The sequence below is a fragment of the Salinicola sp. MH3R3-1 genome, from assembly GCF_001937155.1.
Classification (GTDB): domain Bacteria; phylum Pseudomonadota; class Gammaproteobacteria; order Pseudomonadales; family Halomonadaceae; genus Salinicola; species Salinicola halophyticus.
Window position 1 is genome coordinate 90,299 of sequence record NZ_MSDP01000025.1, and the last position, 26,877, is coordinate 117,175.

The 26,877-nt window shown below is 61.7% G+C and carries 26 protein-coding genes; 11 read left to right on the plus strand and 15 right to left on the minus strand.

The genetic code is table 11. The features are described from left to right. Positions 1-8 precede the first annotated feature (8 nt). The 6 genes from BTW08_RS14945 (at position 9) to BTW08_RS14970 (ending at position 5,527) form a co-directional block, all read left to right on the plus strand. On the plus strand, positions 9-656 hold the full coding sequence (locus tag BTW08_RS14945; protein WP_075563320.1) for a thermostable hemolysin: 648 nt from the start codon (positions 9-11) through the stop codon (positions 654-656). Then, the gene (locus BTW08_RS14950; RefSeq protein ID WP_075563321.1) at positions 649-2,151 is read left to right on the plus strand and encodes an AMP-binding protein; all 1,503 of its coding nucleotides are present in this window, start codon (positions 649-651) and stop codon (positions 2,149-2,151) included. The genes BTW08_RS14945 and BTW08_RS14950 overlap by 8 nt, the downstream gene beginning before the upstream one ends. A gap of 31 nt (positions 2,152-2,182) precedes the next feature. Next, positions 2,183-2,878, plus strand: a complete 696-nt coding sequence (locus BTW08_RS14955) for an iron-containing redox enzyme family protein (RefSeq protein WP_075563322.1) — start codon at positions 2,183-2,185, stop codon at positions 2,876-2,878. Further along, positions 2,865-3,662, plus strand: coding sequence for an SDR family oxidoreductase (locus tag BTW08_RS14960; RefSeq protein ID WP_075563323.1), 798 nt, complete (start codon positions 2,865-2,867; stop codon positions 3,660-3,662). Before BTW08_RS14955 ends, BTW08_RS14960 begins: the two co-directional genes overlap by 14 nt. A 19-nt stretch (positions 3,663-3,681) precedes the next feature. Continuing rightward, complete coding sequence (locus BTW08_RS14965; protein WP_075563324.1) at positions 3,682-4,386, plus strand: hypothetical protein; 705 nt, start codon at positions 3,682-3,684, stop codon at positions 4,384-4,386. A gap of 148 nt (positions 4,387-4,534) precedes the next feature. Next, complete coding sequence (locus BTW08_RS14970) at positions 4,535-5,527, plus strand: LLM class flavin-dependent oxidoreductase (RefSeq protein ID WP_075563325.1); 993 nt, start codon at positions 4,535-4,537, stop codon at positions 5,525-5,527. 385 nt (positions 5,528-5,912) lie between these two features. On the opposite strand, the gene tal is transcribed toward BTW08_RS14970, so the two are convergent. From tal to BTW08_RS15005, 7 genes are all read right to left on the minus strand, one after another. Continuing rightward, complete coding sequence (gene tal / locus BTW08_RS14975) at positions 5,913-6,869, minus strand: transaldolase (protein WP_075563326.1); 957 nt, start codon at positions 6,867-6,869, stop codon at positions 5,913-5,915. 402 nt (positions 6,870-7,271) lie between these two features. Then, positions 7,272-8,759, minus strand: coding sequence for a xylulokinase (xylB, locus tag BTW08_RS14980; protein WP_075563327.1), 1,488 nt, complete (start codon positions 8,757-8,759; stop codon positions 7,272-7,274). Between the two features lie 84 nt (positions 8,760-8,843). Then, entirely contained in the window at positions 8,844-10,319 is a 1,476-nt protein-coding gene (locus BTW08_RS14985) for a mannitol dehydrogenase family protein (protein WP_075563328.1), read from the minus strand. Positions 10,320-10,375: 56 nt separating this feature from the next. After that, complete coding sequence (ugpC, locus tag BTW08_RS14990) at positions 10,376-11,521, minus strand: sn-glycerol-3-phosphate ABC transporter ATP-binding protein UgpC (RefSeq protein ID WP_075563329.1); 1,146 nt, start codon at positions 11,519-11,521, stop codon at positions 10,376-10,378. Positions 11,522-11,566: 45 nt separating this feature from the next. Further along, positions 11,567-12,391 (minus strand): carbohydrate ABC transporter permease, encoded by an 825-nt coding sequence (locus tag BTW08_RS14995; RefSeq protein ID WP_075563330.1) that lies wholly within the window; start codon positions 12,389-12,391, stop codon positions 11,567-11,569. Then, positions 12,388-13,233: a sugar ABC transporter permease gene (locus tag BTW08_RS15000; RefSeq protein WP_075563362.1), complete on the minus strand. Its 846-nt coding sequence runs from the start codon at positions 13,231-13,233 to the stop codon at positions 12,388-12,390. The genes BTW08_RS14995 and BTW08_RS15000 overlap by 4 nt, the downstream gene beginning before the upstream one ends. 233 nt (positions 13,234-13,466) lie before the next feature. Continuing rightward, on the minus strand, positions 13,467-14,786 hold the full coding sequence (locus BTW08_RS15005) for a sugar ABC transporter substrate-binding protein (protein ID WP_075563331.1): 1,320 nt from the start codon (positions 14,784-14,786) through the stop codon (positions 13,467-13,469). A 446-nt stretch (positions 14,787-15,232) separates the two neighbouring features. Here BTW08_RS15005 and BTW08_RS15010 point away from each other — a divergent pair, with 446 nt between their 5' ends. Then, positions 15,233-16,216, plus strand: a complete 984-nt coding sequence (locus tag BTW08_RS15010) for a LacI family DNA-binding transcriptional regulator (protein ID WP_168170670.1) — start codon at positions 15,233-15,235, stop codon at positions 16,214-16,216. Between the two features lie 57 nt (positions 16,217-16,273). Here BTW08_RS15010 and BTW08_RS15015 read toward each other — a convergent pair whose 3' ends face one another. The 3 genes from BTW08_RS15015 to BTW08_RS15025 form a co-directional block, all read right to left on the minus strand. Beyond that, the gene (locus BTW08_RS15015; RefSeq protein WP_348638915.1) at positions 16,274-17,755 is read right to left on the minus strand and encodes a HAMP domain-containing sensor histidine kinase; all 1,482 of its coding nucleotides are present in this window, start codon (positions 17,753-17,755) and stop codon (positions 16,274-16,276) included. Positions 17,756-17,781: 26 nt separating this feature from the next. Beyond that, positions 17,782-18,453 carry a response regulator transcription factor gene (locus tag BTW08_RS15020; RefSeq protein ID WP_075563332.1) on the minus strand — a complete coding sequence of 224 codons (672 nt, stop codon included), beginning with the start codon at positions 18,451-18,453 and terminating at the stop codon, positions 17,782-17,784. Between the two features lie 67 nt (positions 18,454-18,520). Beyond that, entirely contained in the window at positions 18,521-18,862 is a 342-nt protein-coding gene (locus tag BTW08_RS15025) for a PepSY domain-containing protein (protein ID WP_075563333.1), read from the minus strand. 215 nt (positions 18,863-19,077) lie between these two features. Here BTW08_RS15025 and BTW08_RS15030 point away from each other — a divergent pair, with 215 nt between their 5' ends. Beyond that, the gene (locus BTW08_RS15030; RefSeq protein WP_075563334.1) at positions 19,078-19,563 is read left to right on the plus strand and encodes a PepSY domain-containing protein; all 486 of its coding nucleotides are present in this window, start codon (positions 19,078-19,080) and stop codon (positions 19,561-19,563) included. Continuing rightward, complete coding sequence (locus BTW08_RS15035) at positions 19,560-19,931, plus strand: hypothetical protein (RefSeq protein WP_075563335.1); 372 nt, start codon at positions 19,560-19,562, stop codon at positions 19,929-19,931. Before BTW08_RS15030 ends, BTW08_RS15035 begins: the two co-directional genes overlap by 4 nt. A 106-nt stretch (positions 19,932-20,037) precedes the next feature. On the opposite strand, the gene BTW08_RS15040 is transcribed toward BTW08_RS15035, so the two are convergent. Continuing rightward, on the minus strand, positions 20,038-20,379 hold the full coding sequence (locus BTW08_RS15040) for a zinc ribbon domain-containing protein YjdM (RefSeq protein WP_075563336.1): 342 nt from the start codon (positions 20,377-20,379) through the stop codon (positions 20,038-20,040). 210 nt (positions 20,380-20,589) lie between these two features. Here BTW08_RS15040 and BTW08_RS15045 point away from each other — a divergent pair, with 210 nt between their 5' ends. Both BTW08_RS15045 and ettA read left to right on the plus strand, forming a co-directional pair. Beyond that, entirely contained in the window at positions 20,590-20,784 is a 195-nt protein-coding gene (locus tag BTW08_RS15045) for a hypothetical protein (protein WP_075563337.1), read from the plus strand. 181 nt (positions 20,785-20,965) lie between these two features. Continuing rightward, positions 20,966-22,627, plus strand: a complete 1,662-nt coding sequence (gene ettA / locus BTW08_RS15050) for an energy-dependent translational throttle protein EttA (protein ID WP_075563338.1) — start codon at positions 20,966-20,968, stop codon at positions 22,625-22,627. A 186-nt stretch (positions 22,628-22,813) separates the two neighbouring features. Here ettA and BTW08_RS15055 read toward each other — a convergent pair whose 3' ends face one another. The 4 genes from BTW08_RS15055 to BTW08_RS15070 all read right to left on the minus strand — a co-directional run bounded on the left by BTW08_RS15055 (position 22,814) and on the right by BTW08_RS15070 (position 26,815). Next, positions 22,814-22,972 (minus strand): DUF1328 domain-containing protein, encoded by a 159-nt coding sequence (locus BTW08_RS15055; RefSeq protein WP_071231586.1) that lies wholly within the window; start codon positions 22,970-22,972, stop codon positions 22,814-22,816. 139 nt (positions 22,973-23,111) lie between these two features. Beyond that, positions 23,112-24,026, minus strand: coding sequence for an LpxL/LpxP family Kdo(2)-lipid IV(A) lauroyl/palmitoleoyl acyltransferase (lpxL, locus tag BTW08_RS15060; protein WP_075563339.1), 915 nt, complete (start codon positions 24,024-24,026; stop codon positions 23,112-23,114). A 57-nt stretch (positions 24,027-24,083) separates the two neighbouring features. After that, positions 24,084-25,169, minus strand: a complete 1,086-nt coding sequence (gene alr, locus BTW08_RS15065) for an alanine racemase (protein WP_075563340.1) — start codon at positions 25,167-25,169, stop codon at positions 24,084-24,086. A 176-nt stretch (positions 25,170-25,345) separates the two neighbouring features. Continuing rightward, positions 25,346-26,815, minus strand: a complete 1,470-nt coding sequence (locus BTW08_RS15070) for a TolC family outer membrane protein (RefSeq protein WP_075563341.1) — start codon at positions 26,813-26,815, stop codon at positions 25,346-25,348. Between the last annotated feature and the right edge of the window lie 62 nt (positions 26,816-26,877).

The following is a 26,877-nucleotide window of genomic DNA, read 5'->3' on the forward strand; positions in this document are numbered from 1 at the left end:
GGCTATCGATGTCGGGTTTATCTGCCCCAGCGGCGAACATCATCTGGCGCGAAAGTCGGGACGGTCAGGAGCGGGCCACGCTCGAGCACTTCATCGCGGATACCTACCGGCAGCAGCATGGCGCGTCGATCGCCCATTTCGCACCGCGTCTCTACGGGCTGTGGGAGCAAGATCAACTGCAGGCTGCTGTCGGCGTCCGTCGAGCCGACGCATCCCCGCTCTTTCTCGAGCACTACCTGGAAACGCCCATCGAGCAGGCCCTCTCCGACGTTCTGGAGACGCAGGTCGATCGCATGGCATTGGCGGAAATCGGCAATCTGGCCGCTCGTCGACCTGGCATGACGGTCCCGCTGATTCGCGCACTGATTGCCTCTCTCGTCGCCGAGGAGTGCCGGTGGCTGGCATTCACCGCAACGGCAACCGTTCGCAATGGATTTCGACGCCTTGGCCTCGACGTTCATCGTCTCGCGGCGGCCGACCCGACCCGCTTGGGTACCGCGCAAGGCGACTGGGGCAATTATTACCTGCACCGCCCCTGGGTCATGGGTGGCGACTTGCTTGCCGCTTGGCATCGCCTCGCCCCGGGCGGCGACCGCACGATCATCAACACCGTGCCAGCCGCTGCCCCGCTTCAAAAGGATATCGATCATGCGTGAGCGCTTTCTGGACCATTTGTGGACGCTGGGGAAGACCGACGCGAACCGTGTCGCCCTGGAGGACGAGACCCGGTCGATCGATTACGGCGAACTGATGGCGCTTGTCGAATCCCGCGCACACCAGCTACGTCAACTCGGTAGTCAGCGCGTCGGATTGGCCCTCGATAATGGCGTCGACTGGGTACTGTGGGATCTCGCGATGATGCAGGAGGCCATCGTCTGCGTGCCGCTACCCGGATTTTTTGCGCCGTCACAGCTAGCCCACGTGGTCGATCAGGCAGGTCTGGATGCGCTGATCGGGAAGCCGTCCGTGGCGACGGCCTTGGGCTTCGAGGCTATCACAGACACCAGCGGCTCCACGAACACCAAAGACGCCACGCTCTGGCAGCGCCGCGTTGTCTCGTCACTCCCAGCGTTACCCGAAGGCACGCACAAGATCACCTTCACCTCGGGCACCAGCGGCACGCCCAAAGGCGTCTGCCTGAGTAGCGACAACCAGCTCGTCGTCGCCGAGAGTCTCGCCGAGATCGCCGCTAGCGTCGACGTGCGCCGACACCTGGCAATACTCCCACTGGCGACGCTGCTGGAAAACATCGGCGGCATATACGCCCCACTATGGTTGGGCGGCAGCGTCACACTGCCCTCCTTGGGGGCACTGGGCTGGCTGGGCGCAAGTGGTTTCGATAGCGCCCTCGGCTGGCAGGTCATTACCGAGCACGCGCCGGACAGTCTCATTCTGGTGCCGCAACTGCTTTCGGCGTTACTCACCCAGCAAGGCGATGCGCCCATCGGCTTTGGCCGTTTCTTCGCGGTCGGCGGGGCCACGGTGTCGCCCGCGCTCTTGGCGCGCGCGGAAGCCGCTGGCTGGCCGGTGTTCGAAGGATACGGTCTTTCCGAGTGCGCGTCCGTCGTCACACTCAATCGTCCCGGCGAAGCTCGTCCCAGTGAACATCGACCCGGCAGCGTGGGCAGACCATTGCCTCATGCAGAGGTAAGCCTGTCTGAAGATGGCGAGGTGCTGGTTCGGGGCAATGTGATGCTGGGCTACCTGGGTGACAGCGGCCCGGCACCGACGGTCTGGCCCACGGGCGATCTAGGTGAATGGGATGGCGATGACCTGAGGCTCAAGGGGCGTCATCGCCAGGTCTTCATCACCGCCTACGGCCGCAATGTCGATCCGGCCTGGGTCGAGGCTGAATTGACCGCCGAACCCGCGCTTGCCCAGGCCTGGGTGAGCGGTGAAGCGCAGTCCTTCAATCGTGCCCTGTTGGTGCCGCGAGGCGACTGGGTCAACGATCGCCAAATCGAAGACGCCGTGGCGCGAGCCAACGCCCGATTGCCCGATTACGCGCGCGTCTCACTGTGGCAACGCAGCACCCCCTTTACTGCACAAAACGGTCTAGCAACCGCCAATGGCCGACTGCGCCGTGACGCGTTGGTCAACCATTACCACACCTGGCTTACGAGCCCGGTATTTCCATCGGCGGATGTGTAAGACATCCGCTTACGTCTCAGGAGACGACATCATGTCCCGCTATGAAAAACTGCAACAAGCCACTGCCAGTCATCGCCAATGGCTGCTCGACACGCCGGTCATTCGCCGGGCGCTGGAAGGCAACATCACGCGGGACATCTATCTCGCGTTTCTGGAACAGGCCTATCACCACGTCAAGCAGACGGTGCCGCTGATGATGGCCTGCGGGGCGCGCCTGCCGGCTCGTCTCGAATGGCTGCGTGGCGCGCTGGTGGAATACATTGAGGAAGAGTACGGCCACCAGGAATGGATTCTGGACGATATTCGCGCCATTGGGGGCGATGCCGATGCCGTCGCCAGTGCCACACCCGCGCCGGCTACCGAATTGATGGTGCGCTACATCCGTGATGTCATCGCCTACGACAACCCGGTCGGCTTCTTCGGCATGGTGCACGTGCTGGAAGGCACCAGTACCGCCATCGCCACCCAAGCCGCCGAGCAGATGCGCGACGGTGCCGGACTCCCGGCCAACGCCTTTCGCTACCTCGAATCCCACGGCAGCCTCGATATCGGACATCTGGCGTTCTTCGAGGAGCAGATCAACCGGCTCGAAGACCCCGCCGACCTGCAGGCCATCATCGATTCCGCCAACATGGTCTATCGCCTCTACGGTGCCATGTTCCGCAATCTTCAGCGGGATGCCGACGACGTCGCCAGCCATGAGGGCCTGAGCCATGCGCTGGTCTGATCGCCGCATCCTGGTCACGGGCGCCAGTGGCGGTATCGGACGGGAACTCGTGACACTGCTGGCCCAGCGCGGCGCGCGGCTTCTTATCGTGGGGCGCAACGCCAGCGTGCTGAAAGAACTGACGACACTGGCGCCCGAGCGCATTCGTGCGCTCACCGCCGACCTGACAGCGCTAGATGAGCGTCGCAGGGTCGTCGAGGCCGCCGATGATGCACGGGTCGACATGCTGATCAACGCCGCCGGGGTAAATCATTTCGGCCTCTTCGACGAGCAGTCTCCGGCGGCGATCTCATCGATGGTGGACCTCAACGTAACAGCCACCCTGCTCCTCACTCAGGCGCTGCTACCGCGACTGCTGCACGAAAATAGCGCCTGGATCGTCAACCTCGGATCTGCTTTCGGTGCGATTGGCCACCCGGGCTATACCGCCTACTGCACGACCAAGTTCGCCTTGCGCGGATTCAGTCAAGCCTTGCGTCGAGAGCTAGCCGATACGCCGATCCAGGTGCTGCATATCTCGCCTCGTGCCACCCGCACGAGCATGAACAGTGACCGCGCCGATGCCCTCAACACCGCGCTGGGCAACCACGTGGACGAACCCGCTCACGTCGCCGCTAGCGTCATCCGCGGCATCGAGAAGCATGCTCGTGATCGACAGCTTGGCTGGCCGGAGTGCCTGCTGGTCAAGCTGAACGGCATTCTGCCCGGCCTCGTCGATCGCGCGCTCAAAAAGCAGCTTCCAACGATCCAGCAGCATGCGCGTCGTCCTTCCACGTCGTCCTGACTCGCACAGGGAGATCACCATGACAGAACACCACTCTTTGAAGGCCATGGTTCTCGCCATGGTTCTCGCCACGACGGCTGGGATGGCGCTTACCGACAGCCCCATGGCGTTGGCGGCACAGCCTTTGACGGCTTCGGCATCGACCGCAGACTCGGCAGCGCCGGCCGCCGCGGGCCTGCATGAACTCCAGAGCCGCTGGGCCAACATTCGGTACCAGACGCCGGAAGCGCGACGTGCCGATGCCTTCGAGCAGCTCTATCAGCGCGCTCAGGCTCTACTTAAAGCACAACCCAAAAGTGCAGAACTACACACCTGGGCGGGTATCATTCGTGGCTCTCAGGCAGGCGCGGAGGGCGGTCTAAGCGCCCTATCGCAGGTCAAGGAGGCCCGAGCCGAGTTCGAGCAGGCGCTGTCGATCGATCCGACGACGCTGAGCGGCTCGGCGTACACCAGCCTGGGTACGCTCTATCACCAGGTGCCCGGCTGGCCCATCAGCTTCGGTGACGACGACAAGGCGCGACAGCTGCTGCAGAAAGGTTTGAGCCTCAATCCCGACGGGATCGACAGCAACTACTTCTGGGCAGACTTCCTCCACGATCAGGGCGACGATGCGCAGGCCCGCCAGGCGATCGAGAAGGCCATGGCAGCAGCGCCGCGCCCCGGCAGGGAAACGGCCGATGCCGGGCGTCGTCAGGACATTCAGGCTCTGCTGAAAGAGATCTAGGCGCACGCCTCGTTCGGAGGTCCGACCAACCCGGAAGTAGCGTAAAGGTCGGCGGCGGTGGAATCGGTTGCATTCGTCTCTGGCGCCCTCATGATAGGGATTATGAGGGCGCTAACTAGCGCTCACTCACTTCTCGATGGGAACGCTCATGTCACGACTTGCCGATATTCCTCTCTCGGTGCTGGACCTGGCACCGATCACGCGCGACGGTACTGCGGCGGAGACCTTCCGTCACAGCGTCGACCTGGCCCAGCAGACCGAACGCCTTGGCTACAACCGTTACTGGCTGGCCGAGCATCACAACATCGATGGGATCGCCAGCGCGGCGACCAGCGTGTTGATCGGTCACATTGCGGGCGCTACCTCGACGCTACGCATCGGCAGCGGCGGCATCATGCTGCCCAACCATCCGCCGCTGGCGATCGCCGAGCAGTTCGGCACCCTGGCCACGCTCTACCCGGATCGGATCGATCTCGGCCTGGGCCGCGCGCCGGGGTCCGACGGCATCACCATGCAGGCCATGCGCCGCGACCCACGCGCCGGCGTCAACGATTTCCCCGACCGTCTCGATGAACTACGCCGCTATCTGGGTGATACCGTACCCGGCCAGCGCGTGCGCGCCATTCCCGGTGAGGGCACCCACGTGCCCATCTGGCTGCTCGGCTCCAGCGGCTATAGCGCCCAGCTCGCGGCCAGGCTCGGCCTGCCTTTCGCGTTCGCCGGGCAGTTCGCGCCGGGCTACATGGTCGAGGCGCTGCATCTCTACCGCGAAGGTTTCCAGCCGGGTGTACTCGACAAGCCCCACGCCATGATCGGGATTCCGCTGGTCGCCGCCGACACCGACGAGCGCGCCCGCTTCCTGGCCACCACGCAGCAGCAGAAATTTCTCAATCTGATTCGCGGCAAGAGCACGCGCACCCTGCCACCGGTAGAGAATCTCGACTGGTCGCCGCAGGAACGGGCCATGGTCTCGCAGAATCTGGGGGCCGCGGTGGTCGGCGGGCCGGAGAGCGTACGCCAACAGCTGGACGACCTGCTCGAGCAGACCGGCGCCGACGAAATCATGGTCAACACCGACTGTTTTGATCACGCCGAACGGGTGAAGTCCTACGAGATTCTGGCGGACGTATGGAAGGCCTGATTGCCGAACAGTCGTAGATCTAGAGGCTAGAATTTGCCTCCCGGCGTCTCCAAGACCGCGCGGGGTGAGAAGCGCCAAGCCGGGTCGCGCGACATGGATGTCGCGCGAGGCGCGCCAGGACAAGGATGTCCGTGCGCGCCGACCCGAAGCGCAGGCGCTTTCTCATACCGGGTTTCGCGGTCTTGCGACGCCAATAGAAGCGGAGCGGTGAGGGGACGAGCGTTAAGCCCCCTCGTCAATCAACGCTGAGGATCGCTAATGCACGATCAGTGACAGGCTCTCCGCCCGCGAATCAGACGAATCCTAACTACCCACGAAAAAACACCCGGCACATGGCCGGGTGTTTTCATTTCGAGGCAGGGATGAGAAGTCAGCCCAAGGGCTATCAACCCAAACGCTTGGCCAGCAGACCTTCCAGCTTCTTCTGGTCGGCGGCGAAGGTACGGATGCCTTCGGCCAGCTTTTCGGTCGCCATGGCGTCCTCGTTGTGCTCCCAGCGGAACTGCGCTTCACCGATCGGATCGAGGCGCTCGGTGCCGCTACCCTCGTCGGTGATCTTGCGCGTCACGTCCCCTTCCGCCGAGGAGAGCTCCTCGAGCAGCGCTGGCGAAATGGTCAGGCGATTACAGCCGGCCAGCGCCAGAATCTGATCGGTGTTGCGGAAGCTGGCGCCCATGACCACCGTCTTGTAACCGTACTGGCTGGCGTAGTCGCACACACCTCGGACGAACTTGACGCCCGGATCCTCGTCCGGCGCGTAGGATTCGGTACCGGTGGATTTCTTGTACCAGTCGGTGACGCGGCCGACGAAGGGAGAGATCAGATAGACGCCGGCTTCGAAACAGGCGCGCGCCTGGGCATCGGAGAAGAGCAGCGTCAGATTGCACTTGATACCTTCCTTCTCGAGCCTTTCGGCAGCACGAATGCCTTCCCAGGTAGAAGCAAGCTTGATCAGCACGCGGTCCTTGGAGACGCCCTGCTTCTCGTACAGCTTGATCAGATGGTGGGCCTTCTCGAAGCTGGCTTCCTCGTCGAAGGAGAGCTTGGCGGCCACTTCGGTGGAGACACGGCCAGGAATGATCTTGGTGATCTCGGTGCCGATCGCCACACAGAGACGATCGACCGCGTCCTCGACGCGCGCGTCGGCATCGGACACTTCCGACTTCACCGCGGTCAATGTCTCGTCGATCAACGCCTGATAGCCCTCGAGATCGAAGGCCTTGAGAATCAGAGAGGGATTGGTAGTCGCGTCATGCGGCTGATAGCGGCGGATGGCATCCAGATCGCCGGTATCGGCGACTACCATGGAAAGTTGCTTGAGAGAGTCGAGTTGCTGCGTCATGAGTCACTCCATCGTCGTAGCGTGTGATTGCATCCCTTCGCAATCCTAATTCTGAAAGCATAACACCGATGCGTAGCTATCACCGTGACTTGACCGCGTTCCGCGCACTCTTTGACGTGAGGCCGCATCACACAATCAGAATGATGATACTCAAGGCCCGAACTGAAAATAAGCGACGAATAGGCGACGGCAAGAATGTTACTGCCGGTCAATATCGCCCCCATCGGCAACGCCTTCTCCTGTCCACTATCAATGGGGGAACAAAGCGCGATTTCAAGCCTCGAGGCAGCTGTTTTCGGGCGACAGCATCGCTGCCCACTGACGACGCGGTGGCGGTCAACCGGCGATACGGTCGCGGCCGTCGGGCGATACGAGAGCCGCCCCCGGAAGGATACCGAAGACTCAAGCGATACCGTGCTCGCGGCTCAGCGCCTCGCGGTAGCGGCGATAGATATCATCATAGCAGGCGACGGTTTCCGGCTGTGGCCGAGTCAGCGTGGATTCATCCAGGCGCACCCAATCCCGGCAGAGCGTATCCAATGCCACTTCGGACTCACGGTCATCGCACCAGCGTGCCTGGATCGCCCCGCCGAAAGCCGCGGCCTCGGTGACCTGGGGACAGACCACCTCGACATCGAGCACATCGGCCACGATCTGGCGCCACACCGGGCTTTTGGCCCCGCCGCCAACGAGCCGCACCTGAGTTGCCTGACTGGCCAACGGGCCCAGCAGTTCGAGCCCATAACGCAGCCCGAAGGTGGCGCTTTCGACAGCGGCACGGCACAGATTTTCCGGGGTGGTGTTGAAGCTGGTCAGGCCGCTCATGCTCGCCTGCGCCTGGGGCAACGCCGGCACCCGTTCGCCACTGAAGAACGGCAGCAAAGTGATGCCACCCGCCCCCGGCTCGGCCTTGGCGACGGCACGATTGAAACCGTCGATGTCCAGCCCGACCAGCTCCCGCAGCGTGGTCGTGGCCGAGGTGACGTTCATGGTGCAGATCAACGGTAGCCAGCCGCCGTGACTGGCGCAGAAGTTCGCCACCATGGCGTTGTCCGGCACCACCGGATCGGAGGAATGAACGGCAATGGTGCCGGAAGTCCCCAGACTGATCGTGACCCGCCCCGGCTCGATATTGCCGGTGCCGATGGCTCCCATCATGTTGTCGCCACCGCCGCTGGAGACGAGCACGTCATCACTCAGCCCCAGCTCGCGGGCCAGCTCTGGGCGCACCTTTCCCACTGCCTCGCGGGAATCGATCAGTCTCGGCAGCACCGTGTCGAAATCGAGCTCTGGGGCGATGATGTCGAACACGTCTCGCCGCCAGGTTCGCGCTCGCGTATCGAAATAACCGGTGCCGGATGCATCGCCCGGCTCGGCCACCCGCTCGCCGGTCAGCCAGAAGTTGAGATAGTCGTGCGGCAGCAGCAGCGTGGCGATTTTCCGATAGGCGTCAGGATGGGTTTCGCGCAGCCAGGCAATCTTGGAGGCGGTATAACCGGTCTGCAGTACCAGTCCGAGCTTGTCGATGCAGCCCTGTTCGCCACCGAGCTGCTCGATCAGTCGCGCGTTCCAATCGGCAGTCTCGGTATCGTTCCAGAGCTTGGCCGGATGTAGCGGCGCGCCATCGCCATCCAGCGCTACCATGCCGTGCTGTTGGCCGGAAATACCGATGGCCCGGATCGTGTCCGCCTTCACTCCGGCATCGCTCAGCGCCTCTTCGAGGGCGCCGCGAAAGGCCTCGGTCCACTCCTCGACACGCTGTTCCCGTCGGCCGTGGTCGCCCTGTTCCAGCTGGTGGGGACGAGAAGCTTCACCAACGATGCGTCCGTCGTCACCATCGACCACCACGACCTTGGTGCTCTGCGTGCCACAATCCACGCCGATATACATCGCGTCCATCCCTTGATCAGTTCCGATTTCGTATCGCTTGCGCGGCCGGCGCGAACGCCGACCTCAATTCGTCATCCGCTGACGTCAATGCGCCACGAGATGCTCGACACAGGCTCGCGCGCCGTCGCGATAAAGCCTTTCGAGTGCATCGAGATAGGCCGCGCGGAAACGCTCGTCGTCGGCCAGATCGCCGAACAGCTGACGATTCTCGATGAAGGCGGTCGGTTCGTCGCGGTTACGTTTGGCGATCGCCGTCAGCTCGTCTTTCAGACGATCGACGACCACGATCGACTCGCCCTGCTCGTCGGCGCCCTCGGCATAGCGTGCCCAGCTGGCGACGACCGCCGCGCTGCGATGAATCTCGCCGCCCTGTGCCAACTGCTCGCGAATCACCGGCAGCAGCCATTTGGGGATGCGATCCGAGCTTTCGGCACACAGCCGCGCCAGGGTGTCCTTGATCTCCGGATTGGCAAAACGCGCGATCAGCGTGTGCTTGTAATCGTCGAGATCGACGCCCGGCACCGGCCGCAGGGTCGGCGTGCCCTCGCGGTTCATGTAATCGAGCAGGAAGTCGACGAACAGCGGGTCCTGACACACTTCATGAGCATAGCGGTAGCCGGCCAGATAGCCGAAGTAGGTCAGCGCCTGATGGCTGGCGTTGAGCAGACGCAGCTTCATCAGCTCGTAGGGCATGACATCTTCGACCAGCTGCACGCCGACCTGATCGTAGGCAGGACGGCCAGCGTTGAAATGGTCCTCCAGCACCCATTGAGTGAAGGGCTCGCAGACCACCGGCCAGCGATCCTCGATACCGAACCGCTGGTGAATCTCTTCGATGTCTCCGTCGGTGGTCACCGGCGTGATGCGATCGACCATCGAGTTGGGAAAATGCACGTTGGCATCGATCCAGTCACCCAGTTCCGCGTCCCGCGCTCTGGCGTAGGCCACGAACATCTTATGGGCGACTTCGCCGTTACCCTGAATGTTGTCGCAGGACATCACCGTGAATGGCTCTACACCCCGCTCCCGCCGCCGCGCCAACGCCTCGGCGACGATCCCGAAAGTGGTTCTGGGGGTCTTCGGCGAGGCCAGATCGTGTTCGACATCCGCGTTTCCGAGGTCAAACTCGCCGGTGACATGGTGAAAGTTGTAGCCCCCCTCGGTCACCGTCAGCGACACGATGCGGATCTTGGGGTCTGCCAACAATTCCAGCGTTCCTTCGATATCGTCCGGCGCATAGCGATAGTCGATGATCGAGCCGATGACCCGCGCCTGGTACTCGCCCTCGGGATGCTTGATCACCAAGGTATAGAGATGATCCTGAGCGGAGAGCGCCGCCTGCATGCGACGATCGCCGGGCATCACGCCGACCCCGACGATACCCCAGTCCAGCGCTTCGCCTCGATTCATCAGATCATCGAGATACATCGCCTGATGAGCGCGATGAAAGCCGCCGACGCCGAAGTGGACGATACCCGGCGTGACCCGACTGCGATCGTAGGACGGCTTGGCGACGGTGTTCTCGAGCTGGCCGAGGGCCGCCGAATTCAGCGATGGCATAGGTTGTCTCCTGAAAAGTCACTGCCCATAAAGATTCTGAACGCGTTCGGCCCCGATCAGGCCTTGGCGGCGACCGAAGGCTGCTCCGCCGGCTCGCGACCAATGGCCAGTTCACTGTCGGTGTCGAACAGATGCAACTTGTCGCTGTCGCAGGCCAGCGTCAGGGTGTCACCGATCTCGACTTTCTGGTGACCGGGCAGCTGTGCGGTGACGGAATGCTCGCCCACGCTCAGTTGCACCATGGTCACCGCCCCCAACGTCTCGACCACATCCACCGTGCCTTCGACACGATTGGTCGCCGCGCCATCGCTCAATCGGAGATGCTCCGGACGAATACCGACCCAGACATCACCCACGTTCCGGGTGGCCACGACGGGCCGGTGGCTGTCATCCAGCGTCAGTCGATAGCCGTCGCCACTGACGACTCCTTCGGCATGCCTGGCGCGCAGAAAGTTCATCGACGGGTTGCCGATGAAACCGGCCACGAAACGATTGGCCGGGAATTCGTAGAGATTGATCGGCGTATCGATCTGCTGAATTCTGCCGTCCTTCATCACCACGATGCGCTCGCCCATGGTCATGGCTTCGACCTGGTCGTGGGTCACGTAGAACGTAGTCACCTTGAGACGCTTGTGCAGCTTGACGATCTCGGCACGCATATCGACGCGCAGTTTGGCATCCAGGTTGGAGAGTGGCTCGTCCATCAGGAAAACCTGCGGATCGCGCACGATCGCTCTGCCCAGCGCGACGCGTTGACGCTGACCGCCGGAAAGCTCGCGCGGCTTGCGATCCAGCAGAGGCTGAATTCCCAGTGTCTGTGCCGCTTCCTCGATCTTGGCCTTGATCTCTGCCGCGGGGCGTTTTTTCAGCTTCAGGCTGAACCCCATGTTGTCGGCAACGCTCATGTGCGGATAAAGCGCGTAGCTCTGGAACACCATCGCGATATCGCGCTCCTTGGGCGGCACCTGACTGACATCTCTGCCGCCGATCAGGATTTCGCCTTCGGTATTGCGCTCCAGCCCGGCGATCATGCGCATGGTGGTCGACTTGCCGCAGCCCGAAGGACCCACCAGCACCACGAATTCGCCGTCGCGGGTGACCAGATTGAAGTTATCGACTGCGTTGCTGCTTTTGTCGCCTTTGCCCTTAACGAGACCCTGAGCATAGTTCTTGGCGACATTCTTGAGTTCGACGATGGCCATCTCGTTAGCCCTCTGAAAAAGATTCGTTACCGGCGCGTTCGCCGATCATTTAACGGCGCCGAAAGTCAGGCCTCTGACCATCTGGCGTTGCGTGAACCAACCGAGCACGATGATCGGCGCGATGGCCAGTACCGAAGCAGCGGACATCTTGGCCCAATAGAGTCCTTCGGCACTCTTGAACGAGGCGATGTAGACCGCCAGAGTCGCCGCGTCGTGATCCGTCATGGTGATGCTCCAGAACGACTCGTTCCACGCCAGGATCAGCGCCAGCAGCCCGGTCGAGGCCAGCCCCGGCAACGCCAGCGGCAGCACCACCTTGAACAGCGTCTGCATGATGCTGGCACCGTCGATGTCGGCCGCCTCGACGATATCCTTGGGGATGTCGCGGAAGTAGGAGTAGACCATCCACACGATGATCGGCAGGTTCATGGCCGTGAACAGAAGCGTCAGCCCCAACGCGTTGTCCAGAAGCCCGACCGCGCTGTAGACCAGATAGATCGGAATCAGCACGCCGACCGCCGGAATGAACTTGGTCGACACCATCCATACCAGCAGGAAGTCGGTGCGCTTGTTGGGATAGAACGCCATGGCGTAGGCCGCCGGCACCGCCAGTGCCAGCCCGATGACGGTCGAGGCGACGGCGGTCAGCACCGAATTCCAGGCGTAGTGCCAATAGCCGCTGCCCTGCGCCAACGCCGTCTTGAAACTCTCGAGCGTCGGCGAAAAGAAGAAGCTCGGCACGACCGTGAAGGCTTCCTGCTCGGACTTGAACGCCGTCAACAGCAGCCACAGGATCGGGAAGAAGATCAGCAGCGCCACGATCCACGCGAGCACGCCCATGACACCGTTGCTGAAACGAGATGAGTTCATCGTGCGGCTCCCGCGTTGAGGTTCCCGGCAATGAAGCGAATCAGCATGATGGCGAAGATGTTCGCCAGGATTACCGCCCCGATGGCGGCTGCCGAAGCGATGCCGATATCGTTCTGCTGGAATACGGTCTGAAAGATGTAGTACGGCAGGTTGGTGGTTGCCGTACCGGGGCCGCCACCGGTGGTGGTGTAGATCTCGGCAAACGAGGTCAGGAAGAAGATGCTCTCCAGCATCACCACGACATACAGCACCTGCCCCAGGTGCGGAATCACGATGTGCTGGAATTCCTGCCAGGCGCTGGCACCATCGAGCTTGGCCGCCTCGATCTGGTCTTCCGGCAGTGACTGCAGTCCGGTCAGCAATACCAGCAGCGCGAACGGCGTCCACTCCCAGGTAATCATGATGATCACCGATAGCATTGGATAGTGGGCGAGCCAGTCGACCGGCTCCAGCCCCAGTTGCCGTGCCAACCAGGCGAACAGACCGAAGACCGGGTGGAACAGCATGTTCTTCCAGATCAGACCGGTCACTACCGGCATGACGAAAAAGGGCGCCACCGCCAGCGTGCGAGCCACGCCACGGCCGACGAAGGTGCGATTGAACAGCAGTGCCAGTGCCAAGCCCAAACAGACCGTGATGACCAGACTGGCCGCAACGATGATCAGGGTATTGGCCAGCGACTTCCAGAAAGTGGCGTCGCCCAGCAGGATCGCGAAATTGTTCAAACCGGCAAAGCCGTTGTACATCGGCATGAGCAGGTTGTACTGCTGAAACGAGTAATAGATGGTCATGGCCAGCGGCACGAGCATCCATATCAGCAGGAAGATGACCGCCGGCGCCATCAGCAGCCGCGTGGTACGAGCGAACGAACGAGCGCCGGTAGCTTCAGCGCTCGGGGCAGTTCGAGAAATGGCTTTCATGCGGGATTCCCGTGGCTTCGGATTGCATGACGCAACCCTTGGTCAGACTAGGCAGGTCAGACTAGACAGCTCCGACTAGTTAGCTCCGACTGGACAGCTCCAGCTTACGCAGCGACACCGCCGATCGAATCGATCGGCGGTGTCCCATGCCTTGCTTACTGCGGTTTGCCGGTCTGCTGCATGATGCGGTCGGTGAAGGTCTGCCCCTGCTGGAGCGCCTCGTCGACACTGCTCTCACCCGAGAGCATTGCTGCCATCAGCTGGCCGACACGAGTACCGATTGCCTGGAACTGCGGAATGGTGACGAACTGCACGCCGGTGTAGGGCACTTCCTGCGCGCTGGGATCGGTCGGGCTGGCGCTCTTGATCGCCGTCTCGACCAGCGGCGCAAACGGCGCTGCCTTGACGTAGTCGTCACTGTCATAGGTGGACTGTCGCGTGCCCGGAGGTACCGCCAGCCAACCCTTGTCGTCCGCCACGGCCTGGATGTAATCCTTGGAGGTCGCCCAGTCGACGAAGGTCTTCGCGGCTTCCTGATGCTTGGACGACTGCGGCACTGCCAGCGCCCAGGTGAACAGCCAGTTGGAACCCTTCTCGGTCTTCTCGTGAGGCGCCTGAGCGAAGCCCACCTTGTCGGCGATCTTGGAGGTTTCCGGATCGCTGACGTAACTGGCCGCCACGGTAGAATCCACCCACATGCCGCACTGACCGTTGGCGAAAAGGGTCTCGGACTCGGTGAAGCCGTTGGAGGTCACCCCCGGCGGGCCATAATCGTTGAGCAGTTCGACGTAGGCGTTGGCCGCGTTCTTCCACTCGTCGCTGGTCAGCTGCGGTTTCCAGTCCATGTCGAACCAGCGTCCGCCGAAGCTGTTGACCATGGTGCCGAACAGCGCCATGTTCTGACCCCAGCCCGGCAGCCCGCGAAGGCAGATACCGTAGACGCCATCCGATTTCGACTGGATCTTGGAAGCGAATTCCTTCATCTGGGTCCAGGTCGGCTTGTCCGGCATTTCGATGCCGGCCTTCTCGAACAGATCCTTGCGGTAATAGGTCACCGAGGACTCGGCATAAAACGGCAGCGCATAGAGCTTGCCGTCCACCGACAGACCATCCTTGACCGGCTTGAGAAGATCGTCGGCGTCATAGCTTTCGGGCAGATTCTCCATTGGCGACAGCCAATCGTTCTGTGCCCAGATCGGCGTCTCGTAGTTGCTCACGGTGACCACGTCATACTGACCGGCGCCGCTGGCGATGTCGGTGGTCACTTTCTGACGCAGTTCGTTTTCCGGCAGCGTCACCCAGTTCACATTGATATCCGGGTGGGCATCGTTGAACGCCGACATCATGCTCTGCATCGTCACCATGTCGGGGTTGTTCACGGTGGCCACGGTGATGTCCGTGCTCTGCGCCATGGCAGCGGAACAGACCCCAAGGCCTGCGATCCCGATGCCTGAAACAAACAAGGCAAGTCTCATCTGGAATTCCTCTCGTAGTGCTTGTTATTGCTAGGGCTTTGACGGCTGTCACGCCGAGTGCCGAACGATCCCCGGGCACGGTCCGACCTTGAGATTCCAGGCTGGCGTTGTTCAGAGACGAGGACCGACCGTGTGCATTGCAAGAACGGATACTTGAACGCTCATGACATCAAAGATAGATCATAACGTTAACACCCGAGGAATCAAGCTGACGATGATTAAAATAAGCAAGCAAATTCAAAAAGATAAACTCTATTAGACCAATGTTTAATGCCCAGCATAGACCTAAGTATTAGAGAAAAAGGTAGATGACAGAGACACTATCGATGATAGAAAATGATGCGAAATGATACGTAATGTCCAAACATTCGAGATGCTGGGCATCCGTATCCGGCTTGCCGCATTCAGGCACAGAAGATCATGCGGGTCATCAGGGAGATGAGGCGATGCCTCGAACCACGCTCGAAGATATCGCCCGACTGGCCGGTGTCAGCAAGATCACGGTATCGCGGGCGTTCTCCTCGCCGGACAAAGTCCATGCCGAAACCCGCACCCAGATACTGCGCATCGCTCGCGAACTCAATTACGTGCCGCCATCGGGGGCTCGTGATACCGCCGTTACCCGCACCCTGGGTATCGTCAATCCCAACATGGGCAACCCGTTTTTTGCCCGCCTGACCCGCGAAATCACGCTGGCGGCCAGAGCTCGCGGTTATACCGTGCTGGTATTCGACTCCTACGAATCGGAGACGCTGGAGGCGGAAGCGATCGGCAAACTGATCGAGTTCTCCGTCGACGCCGTCATCCTGTCGGTGATCTCGTCGGATATCGATTACCACCCAACCTATCTGGATCGCCTCGCCTCGGCGGGCATCCCGGTGGTACTGGTGGATCGCGAGCTCAAGGCGGTCCATTACGGCGGGGTCTACATCGACAATCTCGACTGCGGCTATCAAGCCGGACGCTATTGCCTCGAGCGGGGAATCACGCAGTTGCTGGCAGTCTCCGGGCCGGCCGACTCGATGGTCTCGATCGGCCGCATGTCCGGCATCCGGGAGGCCATCGGAGGCCGTGGGATAACGCTCGACGTGGTGTACAGCGACTTCTCCTTCGAACCCGCCTATGACGCGCTACGCGAGTATCTGCGCGATCACCCCTGGCCACAGGGAATCATCGGTGCCAACAACCAGATCACCATGGCGGTGTTGAAGCTGTGTCACGAACGCGGGGTCGTTCCACAGCGTGATATCCAGCTGTTCAGCATCGACGACATCGAGCACAGCGACGTGTTCGGCCTGCAGATTCCCTGCATCCATCACAATTTGCCGGAGATCGCGCAGCAGGCGTTGCAGCTGGCGTTGGCGGCCATCCAGTCACCGGATCAGCGAGGTTTTCGCACCGTGGTTCGAGGCCAACTGCTGACGCAGTGACCCATGATTCAGTGACCCGATCCTCCGCCGACGCGGCCATGGTCTAGCCACACGCCGTCATCCGGGCGTCGGAGTCTCCCCGGACTGCACTGAGACCGGCGACGCCGGAAGCCACACGTCGGCGGCCAACCCGCCGATGGCGGCGCGCTCCAGACGCAGCGTGCCGCCGTAAAGCATCATCAGATCCTCGACGATCGCCAGCCCCAGCCCCGAACCGCCCGGCCCGGAACCCGCACTGGAACCCGAACTGAAACCAGAGTCGCGCACATCCAGACGCACGCCTCGCGCCAGCGCGGCCTCACTCTGCGCTTGAGTCATCCCCGGACCGTCATCCTCGATTCGCAGACGCACACCTTGTGACACCCGAGAGACCTTGAATAGCACTCGGCCCTCTGCCCAACGCAGCGCGTTCTCGAGCAGATTGCCGGTGAGCTCCTGAAGGTCCTGGGGATCGATCCGTGCGGTCGCCCCGGAATCGATATCGGCATCGAAGCGTATGCCCCGTCGCGACGCCAGCTTGGCCAGCCCCTGCACCACCGGGGCGATAGCGTCATGGATCGATACCCGCCCGGAAAAAGCCACGCCACCCGCTGCCGAGGCTCGGGCCAGGTGGTGGCGAACGGCATCGTCGATCCGCGTCAGTTCGGTATTGATGGGCCGGCGCTGCGCCTCCGGGAAGCGTTCGGAAAGCGTCTTGAGCACGCTCACCGGCGTCTTCAGCGCGTGGGCCAGATTGCCCGCCGCCGCGCGCCCGCGCTCGATCAACCGCCGGTCACGCTCAAGCACGCCGTTCATCGCCAGTGCCAGCTCCTTGAGCTCCACCGGCAACTGGGTATCCAGGCGCTCGATCTCGCCCTCCTCCACCGCTCGCAGATTGGCCGACATCCGGCGTAGCGGTGCCAGCCCCCAGCGCATCTGCAGCGCCAGTCCGGCCAGCAGCAACACGCCGAAAGTGGCAAGCGACAGTATCAACAGACGTTCGAAGCGCCCCACTTCGTGATTCAGCTCCACGGTCGATCCCGCCAGCGCGACATGGACCGTCTCGCGGTGCCCCGGCAGGCGCAGATCGCGCTCGATCATGCGCAGGTCGTCGTCGCGGGGACCCTCGACTTCGTAAACATGGATTCCATCGTCATCTTGGGGCACCGGCAGTCGCTGATCCCACAGCGAACGCGACGTCAGGGTGAGATCGTCGCCGTCGGTCACTTGCCAGTACCAGCCGGAATAGACCCGATCGAAGCGGGCGTCACCCAACGAGCGGTTGAGCTGCAGGCGCTGGCCGATGTTGTCGACCTGCATGCCGGCCAGCAATGCATTGAGCAGGGATTCGAGACGGCTATCGAAAGAGGCGGTGGCGGATTGGCGGAAGTTGTAGCTCAGCCCGGCACCAGCCAGGGGTAACAGCACGATGACCAGCACCAGCGAGGCGACCAGCAGCCTCGCGCCCAACGGCGCCAGCCGCAGCCATTCGCCAAGCCGGGCCACCCAGCGTGGCCGCCAGCGTTTCCAGCCGTCTTCTCTCGAGCGATCGCCTTTCAAGTCTCGGCCTCTCGGTTCTCGATCTTTCAAGCCCCGGCCTCAAGATCGACCAGGCGATAACCCTGGCCACGAAGCGTTTCGATGCGGGCACGGCCGAACTTGCGCCGCAGACGACTGATCTGGACGTCGATGACGTTGGAATCGGGTTCATGATCACGGTTGTAGACATGCTCGACAAGCTCGGCGCGGCTGACGATCCGCGGCGAAGCATGCATCAGATACGAGAGCAGCCGCGACTCCTGGGCGGTCAGGGTGATCGGGCGAGCTGCCAGTGAAACACTGCCCGAATGCGTATCCAGGGTCAGCTCGCCCACCCGAATCACCGGATGAGCGTGGCCGTGACTGCGCCGGACCAGCGCCCGCAGCCGGAACAGCACCTCGGCGGTCTCGAACGGCTTGACCACATAATCGTCGGCACCGGCGGAAAAGCCGGCCGCCTTGTCGGACCAGCGTTCACGTGCCGTCAGCACCAGTACCGGCAGATCGATATCATCCTCGCGCCACTGCGAGAGCCATCGTGTGCCGTCGCCGTCGGGCAGTCCCAGATCGAGGATGGCCGCGTCATAGCGTTCGGTACGCACCAGATAATCGGCCTGCTGCCCGGTGGTGGTCGACTCGATCAACAGGCCGGCTTCCGCCAGCGCGCTCGCCAGCGCCTCGGCGAGCGCGGCATCGTCTTCGACCAGCAATACCTTCATTACCGACTCCCTGACTCAAGACACGTTATCGCCCTCGACGCTCGACAAGCGCTCGACAGGCGACAACCTAGGGCGATTTCTTCATCGCCTCGATATTGACGCCTTCGACGCTCAACAGCTCGCCGCTGGTGGCATCGAACTCGAATTCGACCACCTGCCCCTGGGGCCCGATCATTTCTACCTCGTATTCGATCAGGCCGTCATCCTGTTCCAGCTCGACCTCGAGGATCTGGCCATCATAGCGAGCTTCCAGCCAATCCATGACCTCGTCGATGCCCACCAGATGGCCTTCCTTGACCTCCTGGTGCAGATCTCTCCAGTTGTCGCCGTCGGCGCTGACAGGCACCAGAGTGCCGCTCACCAGCAGCGGCAGGATCGACAGCAGCACGAGCGCGTTTCGAAGTTTCATTTCCATAGTGTGCCGCAATCGCCATTAACCCGAGATGAATCCGCCAGATCAAGACATCTCGCCGATGGCGTCCGCTCAACGAGAGCGATGAACCCAGGATGAACGCCGCCTTCAGTTCGGGGCAAGGTCCCCCCGAGTATAACGGTAGACATCGGCAGAGCCTGCGCGCTGCCGCAGTGGACGTTTTCACGATACCCGGTATCAGGAGACTAGTGATGAAAAATCCATGGATGCTCTCTGCCGTGGCACTTGGCAGCGGGATCAGCGCCGGTGCCATGGCAGACGACAAAGCCCTCTCCTACAGCCAGCTGGACACGCTGCTCAACGGTGCCGAACGCTACGGCTTCAGTCGCTATGAAAAGCTCGACGTCGATCATGACGACAACCGTCTCGAGATCGAAGGCTGGCGGCAAGACGGCTGGGAGCTCGACGTCTCGATGACGCTCGACAACGCAACCCCGACGCGTGAAAGCCAGCGCAAGTCGAACACGCCGGACTGGAGTCTGAGCGGAGAAGAACTACGACAGGCGCTGGATCGCGCTCGTGATCAAGGCATGCAACATTTGGAGGAGCTCGAGGTCGATAGTGATGGGCACATCGAGATCGAAGGCTACACTGGCAATCAAACTGAGTTCGATCTCGAACTGCATCGCGACGATCTAAAGTTCGTAGATATCAACACCGGGGGTGAAACCGGATGACCGATAACCGCCAGAATGACAACGCCGCCTGGCGCGCCGCCCAGCAATGGCGCGAGCGCGTCCATCAAACTCGTCCGCGTCAAGGGGCCGGCGGTCTGCGCCTGCTGGCGACCTGGCTACTGTTCGGCGTCATGCTGATCATCGGCACCCTGCTTGGCCTGTTCTTCCTTGTCATCGGCTGGGCGATGCTGCCGTTTCTCCGCCACCGGATGAAAAAGCGGGCCGAGCAGGTTCGCGCTTCCCGAGCGCAATATGCCGGCGGCAGCGCGGATCCGGATATCGGCGCTCACGAAAGTGATGCCAATGCCGCCAAGCGTTCCCAGCACGTCCTCGATGGCGAATACGAAGTGCGCTCGAAGGAATCCTGATCGCACCGAATTGGCACACGCCATGCGATCTTAGCCGCTGCCCTCGGCCGACTTTTTTTGATGCTCTTTACGTTAATGGGTATCCCAAAAACGCTTTGGATCGGTTTCAAGCTTTCTTGACGAACTCCGATTTGAGCTTCATCGGTCCGATGCCGTCGACCTTGCAGTCGATGTCGTGGTCACCATCCACCAGTCGAATGTTCTTGACCTTGGTGCCGACCTTCACCACCAGGGACGAGCCTTTGATCTTAAGATCCTTGATCACGGTGATGCTGTCACCATCGGCGAGCGGCGTGCCGTGCGCATCGGTTACGACGCTGTCCTGGCCATCCTCGGCGCCGGCATCCGCATCGGACCACTCATGGGCACACTCGGGGCAGATAAACAGTTGGCTATCGACGTAGGTATATTCGGACCCGCACTGCGGGCAAGGAGGTAACTGGCTCATGCATAGACTTCCGGCGTTCAGGAAAGCCGCGGAGTCTACGCTGCCCGTTTTGGGCTGCCCAGTTTAATTACGCTTGGTTTTCCAGCGTGACCCGCGGGCTGGAGATGATGCTGACAAACTTTTTCACGCCTGAAGTCTTGTATCCTGAATCATACGACGATATATAGCCCGAAGCGTCACTGAGATGCGATATCACGGGAGGGCTAGGCAATGAGCCGTGAAGAATATATCGAAGAGCAGGATTTCTCCGAAGCCGTCAATGATGAGCAGTTCGAGCGTCCCCGCAGCAGCAAGGCGGATTCCTTACGCGCCCGACGTCAGGTCGAGGCACTGCTCGAGGAACGTCGCCTCAAGCGTGCCATCGAAGACGACTGGTACAACGATTTCGGCGACGAAGAAGAGTAGGCCTCGCTACGCGTTTCACAGGCAGACTTCATTACCACGGGATTTACCACGGGCGCTCAGGCGCCCGTTCGCATTGTCGGCATGACTGGTTTACCCTTCCAGAACTACGCTGAGCCCTGTTGACGGGCGTTTCAGCAAAGACTGACTGTTTCTATTCACCGCGACATATAACCGGATTTCCATGGCGCAATACGTTTACACCATGAACCGGGTGGGCAAGGTCGTCCCCCCGAAGCGCGAGATCCTCAAGGATATCTCGCTATCCTTCTTCCCTGGCGCCAAGATCGGCGTGCTCGGCCTCAACGGCTCGGGAAAGTCGACGCTGCTGCGCATCATGGCCGGCCTCGACACCGAGCATAACGGCGAAGCGCGGCCGATGCCGGGCATCAATATCGGCTATCTGCCGCAGGAGCCGGAGCTCGACGACAGCAAGAGCGTTCGCGAAACGGTCGAGGAAGCGCTGGGCGAGATCAAGCAGGCCCAGGAGCAGCTGGAAGCCGTCTACGTCGCCTACGCCGAGCCGGACGCCGACTTCGACGCGCTGGCCGCACAGCAGGCGCGCCTGGAGAACATCATCGAAGCGGCCGATGCGCATAACATCGAGCGCAAGCTGGAAGTGGCCGCGGAGGCGCTGCGGCTGCCTTCCTGGGAGGCCAGCGTGGGCCATCTTTCCGGCGGCGAGCGGCGCCGCGTGGCGCTATGCCGGCTGCTGCTCTCGAGCCCGGACATGCTGCTGCTCGACGAACCGACCAACCATCTGGACGCCGAATCCGTCGCCTGGCTGGAACGCTTCCTGCACGACTATCCGGGTACCGTTGTGGCGATCACCCACGACCGCTACTTCCTCGACAATGTCGCCGGCTGGATCCTGGAGCTCGACCGCGGCCAGGGCATTCCGTTCGAAGGCAACTACTCCCAGTGGCTCGAGTCCAAGGAAAAGCGCCTCGAGCAGGAGTCCAAACAGGAAGCCGGACGCCAGCGCGCGATCAAGCAGGAGCTGGAGTGGGTTCGTCAGAATGCCAAGGGGCGTCAGGCCAAGAGCAAGGCGCGTCTCAACCGCTTCGAAGAGCTCCAGTCGGGCGACTATCAGAAACGCAACGAAACCAACGAGATCTACATTCCGCCCGGGCCCCGTCTAGGCGACAAGGTCATCGAGTTTCACGATGTCAGCAAGCGTTTCGACGAGAAGATGCTGTTCGACAATCTCAGCTTCCAGGTGCCGACTGGCGCGATCGTGGGCATCGTCGGTGGCAACGGCGCCGGCAAGTCGACGCTGTTCAAGCTGATCGACGGCAAGGAACCGCCGGATGGGGGCGAAGTGGTGCTCGGCGACACGGTCAGCGTTGCCTACGTCGAACAGTTGCGCGATCACTTCGACAATACCCAGACCGTGTGGGAAGCCGTTTCCGACGGCCAGGATATTCTCAACATCAACGGCTATGAAGTCTCCTCGCGCGCCTACGTGGGCAGGTTCAACTTCAAGGGCACCGACCAGCAGAAACGTCTGAGCGATCTCTCGGGCGGTGAGCGTGGGCGCCTGCAGCTGGCCCAGACGCTCAAGCAGGCCGCCAATGTGCTGCTGCTCGACGAACCCTCCAACGATCTCGATATCGAGACGCTGCGCGCGCTGGAAGAAGCGTTGCTGGCCTTCCCTGGCTGCGCTCTGGTGATCTCGCACGATCGCTGGTTCCTCGATCGTATCGCGACGCACATCCTGGCCTACGAGGGCGATTCCAACGTGGTCTTCTTCGAAGGCAACTACGCCGAGTACGAAGCGGACTACCACAAGCGTGTCGGCAACGACACGCCGAAGCGAATGAAGTACAAGCGCATCGACGCCTGACTCTCGGATCGCTTTTCGTCCCCGTTGAACGCAAATACCCCGCCAATCAGGCGGGGTATTTGTGAGTACCGAATCATAAGTACCGAATCGTAAGTATCGAATCATTCGTTGCCGGCTTGTTCGCTGTCGACCTCGCTGCTGGCGGCTGCGAACGCTGCCGACTTCATCGTTACCGACTCTTAAGTGTCAACGGCCTCGGCCGCGGATCAGTGACACGACGAACAGGATCAAGAAGATCACGAACAGAACCTTGGCGATCGTCGCAGCGGCACCGGCGATACCACCGAAACCCAGAACCCCGGCGATGATGGCGACGATAAGAAAAATGACGGCGTAGCTAAGCATGGCAACTCTTCCTGTGCTGACCCGTTGGATCTACCGATCCGGCCTATCCGGTTCGGCAAACCATCCTCTCATTCCGTGAGGACAGTCTAAGCCTTGCCGTTTCCGACCCTTTCGTCAAGTCTCTCGCGTAACTCCCTGCTCAATAAAAGGAACGCTCGCCCTGGGGACGCGTCTTGAAGCGTCGATGCAGCCACAGATACTGCTCCGGATGACGCCGAATCGCCTGCTCGATGAACGCGTTCACCTGTGCCGCGTCGGCCACTTCATCGCCACTGGGAAAGTTCTCCAGCGGCGGCAGATATTCCAGCGTATAGGTGCGATTGTCCGGGTTGCGGTGAAACATCAGCGGCATCACCGGCGCGCCCGTCATCTTGGCAATCTTGGCGGTCAACTTGATCGACGCTGCCGGTACGCCGAAGAACGGTGCGAACACGCTCGCTTCGCGACCGAAATCCTGGTCCGGCGAGTACCACACGGCATGGCCGGACTTGATCCGACGAACCACGCCCCGCAGATCGTGGCGATCGATCGCCGCACCGAAGATGCCGCGCCGAGCGCGGGTCATGAAGTCTTCGAACACGGGATTGTCGTGCGGTCGATAGACGACATCGGCGGGAAAGAACAGCGAATGCAGCGCGCCACCCAGGTCCAGAGTCGAAAAATGAATCCCGATGATCAACGCGCCCTTACCCTGCGCCATGGCCCGATCCATGTGCTCGGTGCCGCGAAAGGCGACGCGATGACGTAGATGCTCGGGGTCGCGGCACCAGCCGGTGGCCGTCTCGAGAATGCCGATACCATTGGCGACGAAGGTTTTCTTGACCAGTGCCGCCCGCTGCCGATCGTCCAACTCGGGAAAACAGAGCGCCAGGTTGGTGTCGGTAATGTGGCGACGGCGCTTGGCCAGTTTCCAGCTCAGCAGACCGATCGTTCGTCCCAGCGCCAGCTTGGCGCGCCAGGGCAGAAGCGCGCCCAGGCGCATCAAGGCAATGCCTAACCAAGCCCCCCAGTAGCGAGGATGAGCATGATTGGCGGGATAGACTTTCTTGGCCATGGATCTTCCGATTCCGTGTGAACGCCGGACAGTGTAGCGAAATGGCGCGAGTGGCTGCTACGCGTCGCCGGAATAGCGCCGGGGTACTCGTGGCAGAACGCCCGTCAGCAAGGTATATCCGATGGTGTCGCTGTGGATCGCCACCTCGTCGACGCTGAGCCCCTGTCCCCATAGCACGACTTCGCTGCCGACATCCGCCTCGGGCAGATGGCTGATATCGACCGTCAGCATATCCATCGACACCCGCCCCACCAGCGGGCAGCGCTGGCCGTCGACCAGGATCGGCGTTCCGTCGCGGGCATGACGGTCGTAGCCGTCGCCGTAGCCGGCGGCAACCACACCGATCCGCGACGGCCCGGCAGTCCGCCAGCGAGCGCCGTAGCCGACCGGCTCGCCGCCCGCCAGAGATTGCACCGCAATCAACCGTGACCGCAGCGTCATCACCGGTTCCAGCGCAATGCCGGCCGGTAGTGCACTTTCGAGCGGATTGCTGCCGTAGAGCATGATGCCGGGCCGATTCCATTGCGCGTGGGTCTGCGGCTTGACCAGCGTCGCCGGCGAGTTGGCGACACAGCGCGGTGCCTGCAAACGCTCACCGATCGATTCGATGACCCGCTGCTGCTGTTCGAATTGGGAGGTATCGCAACGGTCGGCGCTGGAAAAATGACTGATCAGATGAAGATCGCGAACCCGAGGCGATGCCCGCAGTCGCGCCCAGCGTTCAACGAAAGTTTCGGGATCGTAGCCGAGCCGATGCATTCCCGAATCCAGTTTGAGCCAGACTGTCAGCGGATCAACTGCCGGATGCTTCAACACGGCTTGAAGCTGCCAGTCGCTGTGGACGACTTGCCACAGACCCAGCGCCTCGACGCGGGGCAGCTCGCCAGCCTCGAAGATGCCTTCCAGCAGCACAATCGAACGCTTGACGCCCGCTTCCCGCAGCGCTTCGGCTTCTTCCAGCGAGGCCACCGCGAATGCCGGCGCGAGGGCTTCCAGCGCCTTGGCGCACGCCACCGCCCCATGCCCGTAGGCATTGGCCTTGATCACTGCCATGCAGCGGCTAAGAGGCGCCAGATCGCGGGCAACGGCGTAATTGTGGCGCAGGGCATTCAAATCGATATCGGCGATGAGCGGCCGGGCCATGACACTTCCTTAAAAGCAACCAGACAACAGGCAACCCCAGCGGATGCCTGCCGCCATTCTACCCTGCCGGAAAGCGCTGCGTGCTCGTGAGTACCCTGGAAAGTACGCGCCTCGCGCCCCAATGAAGACGCCGCTGAGTGAGCAGCGGCGTCGGGGCCATCCAAGTCAGCGTCGTGTCACGACTGCGGCGGCTTGGGTCGCTGGCCGATGTCCTCGGCACCCATGTCGTTATCGGCGTCGTCCATATTCAACGACACCGGGTTGCTGTCGAGCAGCCAACGGTTGGTGCCGCGAATCACGTCGAGGTTGAGCACGCCGGCCTGCTGGCGAAGCTGCAGCAGGTCGGTGACGTAGGTATAGCGGGCATCGGCATAGTCGGACATCGATTCGTAGAGCGACTGCTCGGCATCGAGCACGTCGACGATATTCCGTGTACCCACCTCGTAGCCGGCACGAGTTGCTTCGACCGCACTACGGCTGGAGACGATCGCCTCACGCTGCGCCTCGACCGACTCGACGTCGTTACCTACCCGGGTAAACAGCGAGCGAACCTGCTGAGTCGTGTAGCGACGCTGATCCTCGAAATCATATTGCGTCGCTTCCAGCGTGTAGGTGTTCTCGCGCACCGACGCGCTGGTGGAACCGCCGGAATAGATCGGCAGATTGGCCTGTACGCCGACCTGCAGGTCTTCGCCATGGCCGCGGGTGTAGTCATTGTCGCTATCCGAATAGGAGTAATCCGCGAAAGCATCCAATGTCGGCAAATGGCCGGCCTGAGCAATATCCACACCCGATTTTGCCAGATCGACGGCCGCCTGCGCGTACTGGATCGACGGGCTACTGGCCATCGCCATATCGACCCATTCGCCACGCCGGGCCGGAGTCGGCGGCTGGATCGGCAGATCGTCGTCCAGCCGTTCGATGCTGTCGTACTGCCGTCCCGTCAGCCGCTCGAGCGTCTCGAAGCTGACCTGCAGATCGTTCTTGGCGGCAATACGTTGGGCACGCGCCGAATCGAAGGCGGCTTGCGCTTCGTTGACATCGGTAATCGCCACCAGGCCGACATTGAACTGCTCGTTGGCCTGTTCGCGCTGACGCCCGATCGCCTTCTCCTGCGCCTGACGCGCTTCCAGCACTTCCTTGGCGCGTAGCGTCTCGAAGTAGGCTTCGGAGACATCATAAAGCAGTTGTTGCTGATCGATCTCCAGCTGCAGGGCCTGCTGGCCTACCTGTTTCTTGCTCTGCTGGTACTGATACCAGTTGCTCGCGTCGAACAATGCCTGGGTGACGTTGACGCCCGCGCTGGTGCCGTTGTAGCTGTCATCGGAGCGCGTACCGCTGATAGACCCACTGCCACTGCCGCCGCCACTGAACGTCGAGCTTTGTTCATCGAAGACCTTCTCGTGGTACACGCTTCCCGTTGCGCTGATCTGCGGCAGCAACGCGCCACGAGCCACGTCCTGGCCGGCTTCGGTGCTCTTGAACGTCGAGCGCGACGAGTTCAGCGTTGCCGAATGCGTCAGGGCATCCTGGGTAATGGTCAGTAGATCTGCTGCCTGGACCGCAGGGGCGAACGCCGCGACGACCAACAGCGATATGGCGTGTCGCAATGGAGAACGCGACGGCAACGAGATGAGAGGCGACATCGGGACATTTCCTATCGTTGAGCTCTGGCGATGATACCAAACCGACCGCGCGAGTCCTGCCG